The organism is Micromonospora sp. HNM0581 (assembly GCF_012726175.1).
GTDB lineage: Bacteria > Actinomycetota > Actinomycetes > Mycobacteriales > Micromonosporaceae > Micromonospora.
In genome coordinates this window covers 1-6,731 of record NZ_JAASAD010000040.1, presented here as the reverse complement: position 1 = coordinate 6,731, position 6,731 = coordinate 1, and the positions used below count along the sequence as shown (strand labels likewise).

Genomic DNA, 6,731 nt, shown 5'->3' with positions numbered 1-6,731 from the left:
ATGGACCATGCGCTGGAAGGCACCCCTGAACGCCTTCCAGGTCGCCTTCGAGGGCCGACTCACCCCGGCCAACGACTGACCACCTCAACAACCAAGATCAGCCGTTAACTTGACAGACCCAAATATGGCGTGTCGGACAACCAGCGTGACGATCTCGAGGATCCCCTGACTCGATGGCTCAACGGGCAGTCGCAGGCCAACCCGCAACTGCCTACCGAACGGCGGCGTGGTCTGCGGTTTGCGTTCTACGGCCGGATGTCGACCGTCGAGCACCAGGACCGGGTGACCTCCCGGCACTGGCAACGGGACTGCGCCACTGAACTCGTCGCCGCTCACGGGGTGATCGTCGCCGAGTACTTCGATGTCGGCTGCTCTCGCCGCCGCGGTTGGCGGCAGCGTCCGCAGGCCGCTGCGCTGCTGGCCGCGCTCGATGATCCAGATCGCGGGTTCGACGCGATCGTGGTCGGCGAGTACGAGCGGGCGTTCTCCGCCAATCAGCTGCAGCACCTGGCACCCGTGCTCGAACAGCACGGCGTGCAGCTGTGGCTGCCCGAGACGGACGGGCCTGTCGATTACCATGACCCGGCCCATCAGGCGCTGATCCTGATGCTGGGTGCCCAGTCGAAACGCGAGGTTCAGCGCGCCCGATTCCGGGTCGTCACGGCGATGCGGGCCCAAGCGCGGGAGCAGGGACGGTATCTCGGAGGCCGGCCGCCCTACGGCTACCGACTCACCGACGCGGGCCCTCATCCGAACGCCGCCCAGGCGCGCTGGGGTCGCCGGCTTCAACGCCTCGAACCGGATCCGGTCACGGCCGTACACGTGCGGTGGATGTTCGCCCAACGCATGGACGGCCAGAGTCTCGCCAGCATGGCGCGCGCCCTCAACGACGCCGGCATACCGTGCCCGTCGGGCATCGATCCCGACCGCAATCCACACCGCAGTGGCGACCGGTGGACCCTACGAACAGTCGCGGCGATCCTCGCCAATCCGCGCTACACGGGTCGACAGGTCTGGAACCGGCAACCCGCGCACAACCACACCGACGCTAGCCGCTCGGAGCGTGAACCGATTCGGCGGAACCCGACCGTGGACTGGGTGGTCTCCACGCAACGGGCTCACACCGCGCTGGTCAGTGAGCAGGACTTCGTCGCGGTCCAGGCCATCCGCTCCCAGCGGGGCGCCCACGACGGCACCACCCGCCGCTACCTGTTCACCGGCCTACTGCGCTGCGGGCCATGCGGCCGAAGATTGGAATCCCATTGGATCAATCAACGCCCCGGCTACCGATGCCGCCACGGCCACACCAGCACCCGACAGCCCACCAACCCCCGACGCAAGATCCTCTACCTCAGAGAAGACCACATCATCGCCCGACTCGCCGACCATCCACGCCTCCCCAGCGGGATCCAGACTCCACACGACCTGGTCACACTCCTACACGGGAGGAAGATCACCATCGTCTGCGACCAGGAGCACTGCACACCAACCACAGAAAGATCCGCGCAGGTCAACCTGCGCGGATCATGATCGATATGTGGTAATGATGTGTCCGAGGGATTCGGCCACACGTACCCTGCACACCTGCCGGAAACAGGTGTTCATGCGTTGAACGGTAGGCTCAGCAGACCGCCAACGCAACTCCCGACAGCGTGGCCGTGTGACTCTCGGAACCAGCGCTGCCAGCCGCCCGTGACGCGCCGACAGCGGCCGCCTCCCGCCGTCGCAACCCGGCCAGGACGTCACCCATCGAGCGGGTCAGACCCGTCACATCAGCCAGGGCGGCCAGCAGTCGGGTACCGGCGTGGGCGACCAGGCCCGAACCCGAGGCAAAAACACAACGCCGCCCTGATCTGCCTCGCCTGACACCGCGTCGATGTCCTGTTCGCCATGCTCCGCGACAAGACCACCAACCAGGCCCGACCCCTCCCGGCCCCGGCTTGACAAGAACATGAGGACACCCCCCGCCGGGGGACCGCAGTGCCTCGTAGGGCCGAGCCGGCCCTGGCGGAGCGCCGGGGCCGGCTCGGTGTTGTGTTCAGACCTCTGTCACGGGCCGCAGCCGCAGAGGCTGCCGTACGTGCCGCGCCACACTTCGTGGTAAAACGCGACCCCGTAAGTCCACCGGTTCGCTCGGCGCATCCAGTCCGGCGGGTTGCGCAGGTGAATGCCGCGTGGTGTGAAGTTGCTGTCGAAGTACTGGCGCAGCCGGTTCTTCGTGCACTCCTTGATGTCGCAGTGCTTCGTGCGGCATCCCCGCGGGGCCTGGCTCGACGCGTCCTTCTTGGCAGCCTTCTTGGCATCGCTCTCCGTCTTGCCGCTGCCTGCGCCCCAGACGTAGCCGGTGCACTTGGGATCGTTGCCGACCAGCGCGCACTTTGCCTTACACTTCCAGGCCTGTCCGTCCAGGTCGTACTGGTTTACCGGGTCGGAGGGGTAGCCGTATAGGTTGTCGCCGCCGCCGTAGAGCGGGTCGACGGAGAGGAACCGGCCGGTGGCCGGGTCGTAGAGGCGGACGCCCATTACGACCAAGCCGGACACGGTGTCGGAGGCACGCTGCTTGGCGCCCAGCCAGCCGTAGCGGACCGCGGCCTGCGACGCCTTCGGGATGCCGTACTCGTCGTGGTCCAGCGCGATCGGCGCGGCGGTGGTATCCAGCGGCAGCAGCAGCGCGACGTCGCCGTGGATGTCGGCGAGCTGCAGGACCGTCTGGCCGCTCTTGCCGGTGGTGGCGGCGAGGTCACCGCCTGCCGAGGTGACGTTGCGGGTAACGGTGCCCGCCGCGTCCTCGACCACCCAGCGCGGGCTGTCGCTGTCGCTGCAATAGTGGTTGACCTTAGTGCTGACCGTCGTCCACGTACTGCCGCTGCCGGTCGCCTCGACCGTGGTCCGCACCCGGTTGGCCGGGTCCAGGGTCCAGGTCTGCCGCCGGGTGCCGCTGGTCTGTTGCGCTGGCAGGTCGTTGACGAAATAGGCGAGCGTACCGTTGCCACCGGCGGTGGTGGCTCGACCGAAGGCGTCGTAGGTGTACCCGGATCCCGCCAGCCGGTCCGCGCTGTCGTACGTGAAGCTGGTCGTGGTGCCACCCGGGGCGGGGCAGTCGGCACCGGGCGCGCCCGTGGCGCTGGTGACCGTCTTGCGGTTGCTGCGGCTGTCGAAGGTCTGGCCACGGGTGGTGCAGACCGTGTCGGTGGTGTCCTGGACCTGGGTGAGGCGGCCGTGGGCGTCGTAGCCGTAGGTCTGCGTTGACCAGCCCGCGTGACTTGCGACCTGGTCGTGGACCGTACGAGTTACGGTGTCGGCGAACACCAGCACACCGTCGCTGTCCCGGGTGTAGGTGCGGTCGACAGTGGAGCCATTGGCGTCCTGGGTCACCTTCAAGGTGTACCCACCGGGCAGCCTCTCCTGGGTGACCGTGCCGTCCGGGTCGTACGACGGCTGGAAGGCGCCGGCTACCGAGTCGGTGATTCGGGTGGCCAGGCCGCGCGGCTCGGTCGCGTGGTCGTAGGTATAGGTCACCGTCGAGGGGACCGTGTCGGTCACCTTGATCGGCCGGTTGAGCAGATCGTATTCGTAGGTTAGGCGGCCGTTGTCGGCGTTTGTGTAGGAGTACAGCCGGCCGAGGGTGTCGTAGGCCTTGGTGATGGTTCCGGCGGTTGCCGAAACGGTTCGTACGGCCCGGCCGGTGGACTGGTTGTACTCGGTGGTGACGGCCGGGATGGCGCTGCCCGTGCCTCCGGTGGTGGTCACCGTGGCCGGCCGGCCTGCGGCGTCATACGAGGTGCTGGTCACCCGGCTGACCCCGTTCGCGGTGTCGGTGACCTTGGCCGGGTTGCCCCACCAGTCGTATTCGGTGGTGCTGCCCGGCAGACCGGTGGGGTTGGTGCCGCCGCCCGTAATCGCGCCGGCCGGGCCGGTCGAACAGAGCTGGTCGGCCCATTCCGGACGGCCGCTGCAGGCGCCAGTGCCGGTGGCGGACCAGTAGGTGGTCACTTGGGTGGCCGAGTCGGTGCCGGTGCTGCCCGGCGCGACCTGGCGAATGATCCGGCCTTGGGCGTCATACTGGCTGGTGCTGGTGATGGCGAGACCACCGGGGTCGACCACCGTTCTGGTCGGCAGCCCCTTGCCCCAGTCGTAGCTGGTCTCGGTGACCCGGGCCTCCCCGACGATGTCGGGGAACTGCAGGACCTGGGCACCGGTGGTCACTTTGGTGACTCGGTCGCGGACCTTGGCGGTGCCGTCGGTGGGACGACCCGCGTCGTACTCGTTGTTGGTGCGGATTCGCGCGGCGGTTGACGATCCGGCTGCGAGCAAGACGTTGCTGCCGCTCTTGAGGTCGGCGCTCAGCTCGACTCGGCGTAGCGGGCCGAGTTCGGTCAGCTGGCGGGTGCCGGTGTCGTTGTGGATCGATCGGGTGGACAGCAGTTCGGCGCGTTCGGCCGTGGAGAGCCCGGCGATGCCGAGGTCGGCGAGGGCTTCACGGTCGGCGGTGGTCCGGCCGAGCGCGAGTGACCGGTTGGCGGCGGTCAGGTCGCGTACGGTGTTGCCGAAGCGGTCGTGTTCGGTGGTGGTGAGATGCCCGCCGGGCAGAGCCAGGTTCGACTCGCGGCCGGAGGCGTCCAGGTAGTGGATGCTGGCTCGGCCGTAGGAGCCAGCGGTCAGGGCGCTGCCGCTGTGCGCGGCGGGCACCGAGTCCGCCAGGAAGACGGCGGTGGCATCGGTCGGAGCGATGCGCTGGCCCCACGTCGCGACGTCGGCCGCGCCCATCGGGTAGGGGGCTTTCGTCCCGCTGACCGGCACGTCGTACACGATGCTCGTGACCGCTTCGCCGTTGACAGTCGCGGTAGTGCCTGGCGTCAGCGTCGGCCGCGACACGCGCAGCAGCCGGCCGCCGTCATAGGTGAACGACCAGGATTGCTCACCCGGCTGGGTGTACTGGGTCAAGTGTCCAGCGCTGTCGTACGCGTACTTCCTCTTCAGCGCGGGAGTGATCAGCGGGTTCCACGCCTCCCGCAGGCGTCCGGCGCCGTCGTAGGCGTATGCCTGCACGGTCTTCGCAGTCGCTGCGGCCGAACCCGGTTCGGTCGACCAGAGCCGCAGTTCCTTGACCTGGTCGACGACATCGCCGAGAGTGTCGCCACTGGCGGTGGTGGCGGTCGCGTACACGTACTCGAGAACCCGGCAGCCCTTCGTCGCTGGCGTCTGCCCGCAGGTCGACGCCGCCACCGCTGAGGTCGGGGCGACGACCCGCTTCGGTCGCGCCACGGACTTGCCGCCGACGGTGACCGCCTCGGACACCACCGTGGTGGTCGAGTCGGCCAGTCCGTCGAGCTCGGTCTTTTGCAGCTGCCAGGTATCCGAGGCGGTGGTGGGCTTGGCGAAGACACTAATTACGCCGTCGGTGTCGGTCAGCGTGAACGTGCCGGTCACCGCGCCGGTCAGGGTGAGTTCCTCTGAGCCGGGTTCGGAGACCCATCCGGTACGGGTCGCATTGGCGGTGAAGCTGACCTGCTCACCCTCGGCGTCGACCAGCGTGACGGCGGTGTCCGAGACGCGGCGGATGTGCGTACCGTCGAACTCCGTCAGCAGCGCAACCGTGCCGGCCACCCACTCCTTGCCGAAGATCGGAGCCTGGCCAATCTGGTTCGCGCCCTTGTCGGGCACGCGGGACGACAGGGTACGGGAAACGGATAGCGCCCACGCCGAGACGTCGCTCTCGGTGACCGTGTAGTCGCCGGTCAGTAGATTGACCGATCCGGGTCCAAGCTTCTCAGTGGCGGCGCCGTCGGCGTTGCGGTCGACCACGACGGTGAGTGCGTTGCTGCTGCCCGCCGCCCCGTTCGACCCAGTGAAGTCGACCTTGATCTGTATGCTGCCGTCCGGGTCGACCGTATCGGTGGCGTTCCAGACCAGGTCGGCGGTGCGACCATTGGTCAGCGCGACCGGCTGCGCGGTGATCGGAGTGTCGCCGGCGAGGATATGCGCTGCCGGGATGACGTTCCACGCGTCCGCAGCTGAACGTCGCCAGGAGAAGGTGGCGGCGCTGTAGCGAGCCTTGTCAGCACTCGCGACGAGCGGGACTCGGCGCGCGGTGCGCTCACCGTCGTCTGGCTGCAGGAAACCGCCCGGGCCGACGAGGATCGGGTAGCTGACTACCTCGGATTTGTTGTCAGCTTTGTCGACCGAACGGACCTGGAAGGTCTGCTCACCGTCGCGGGCCGGGGTCGCGGTTATGGTCACGGCGGTCGCCGCGCCGCCGGTGGTGACCTTGGTCCACGCCGAGCCGTCCAACGACCATTCCAGCCAGTTGTGGTCCGCAGCGGGCGGAGTCACCGCGAAGGACCCGGCCTGACCGGCACCCTTGACCCACTGACCCGACGGATAGTCGGCGGACGTGATCCCGCGCGGAGCCGACGGCGCGGTGGTGTCAACGGTGAACGTCTTCCACGGCGACCAGACTGTGCTGTAGTGCGTTCCGTCGTACGGGTTGGTGCGGAACCTGTAGGTCTTGCCATTGGTCAGCACGCCAGCAGGCACAACCACCGAAGCAACCTGGCCGGACGGCACGAACTTCGAGGTGTAGTTCGCGCCGACCTGAGTATTGGTGGCCTGGGCCTGACCCGGTTTGACGGACATCCCAGGTCAGAGGGGCTGTGTGCTCCTCGGGAGGATGTTCATCATGGAAGGCATGGGCAAGAAACCACGCCGGCCGCGCAGAGCGTTCACGCCGG

Annotated in this window: 2 protein-coding genes; one reads left to right on the top strand and one right to left on the bottom strand. The window is 68.0% G+C overall.

Translation table 11 applies throughout. From position 1 onward, the window contains the following. Positions 1-129: 129 nt before the first annotated feature. The gene (locus HCA58_RS22875; protein WP_169600105.1) at positions 130-1,530 is read left to right on the top strand and encodes a recombinase family protein; all 1,401 of its coding nucleotides are present in this window, start codon (positions 130-132) and stop codon (positions 1,528-1,530) included. Between the two features lie 519 nt (positions 1,531-2,049). On the opposite strand, the gene HCA58_RS22870 is transcribed toward HCA58_RS22875, so the two are convergent. Next, positions 2,050-6,636, bottom strand: coding sequence for an RHS repeat-associated core domain-containing protein (locus tag HCA58_RS22870; RefSeq protein ID WP_169600103.1), 4,587 nt, complete (start codon positions 6,634-6,636; stop codon positions 2,050-2,052). Positions 6,637-6,731 lie beyond the last annotated feature (95 nt).

Coding starts and splice junctions, on each gene's coding strand:
- HCA58_RS22870 (WP_169600103.1), bottom strand. CDS start 6,636: ATGTCCGTCAAACCGGGTCAGGCCCAGGCCACCAATACTCAGGTCGGC.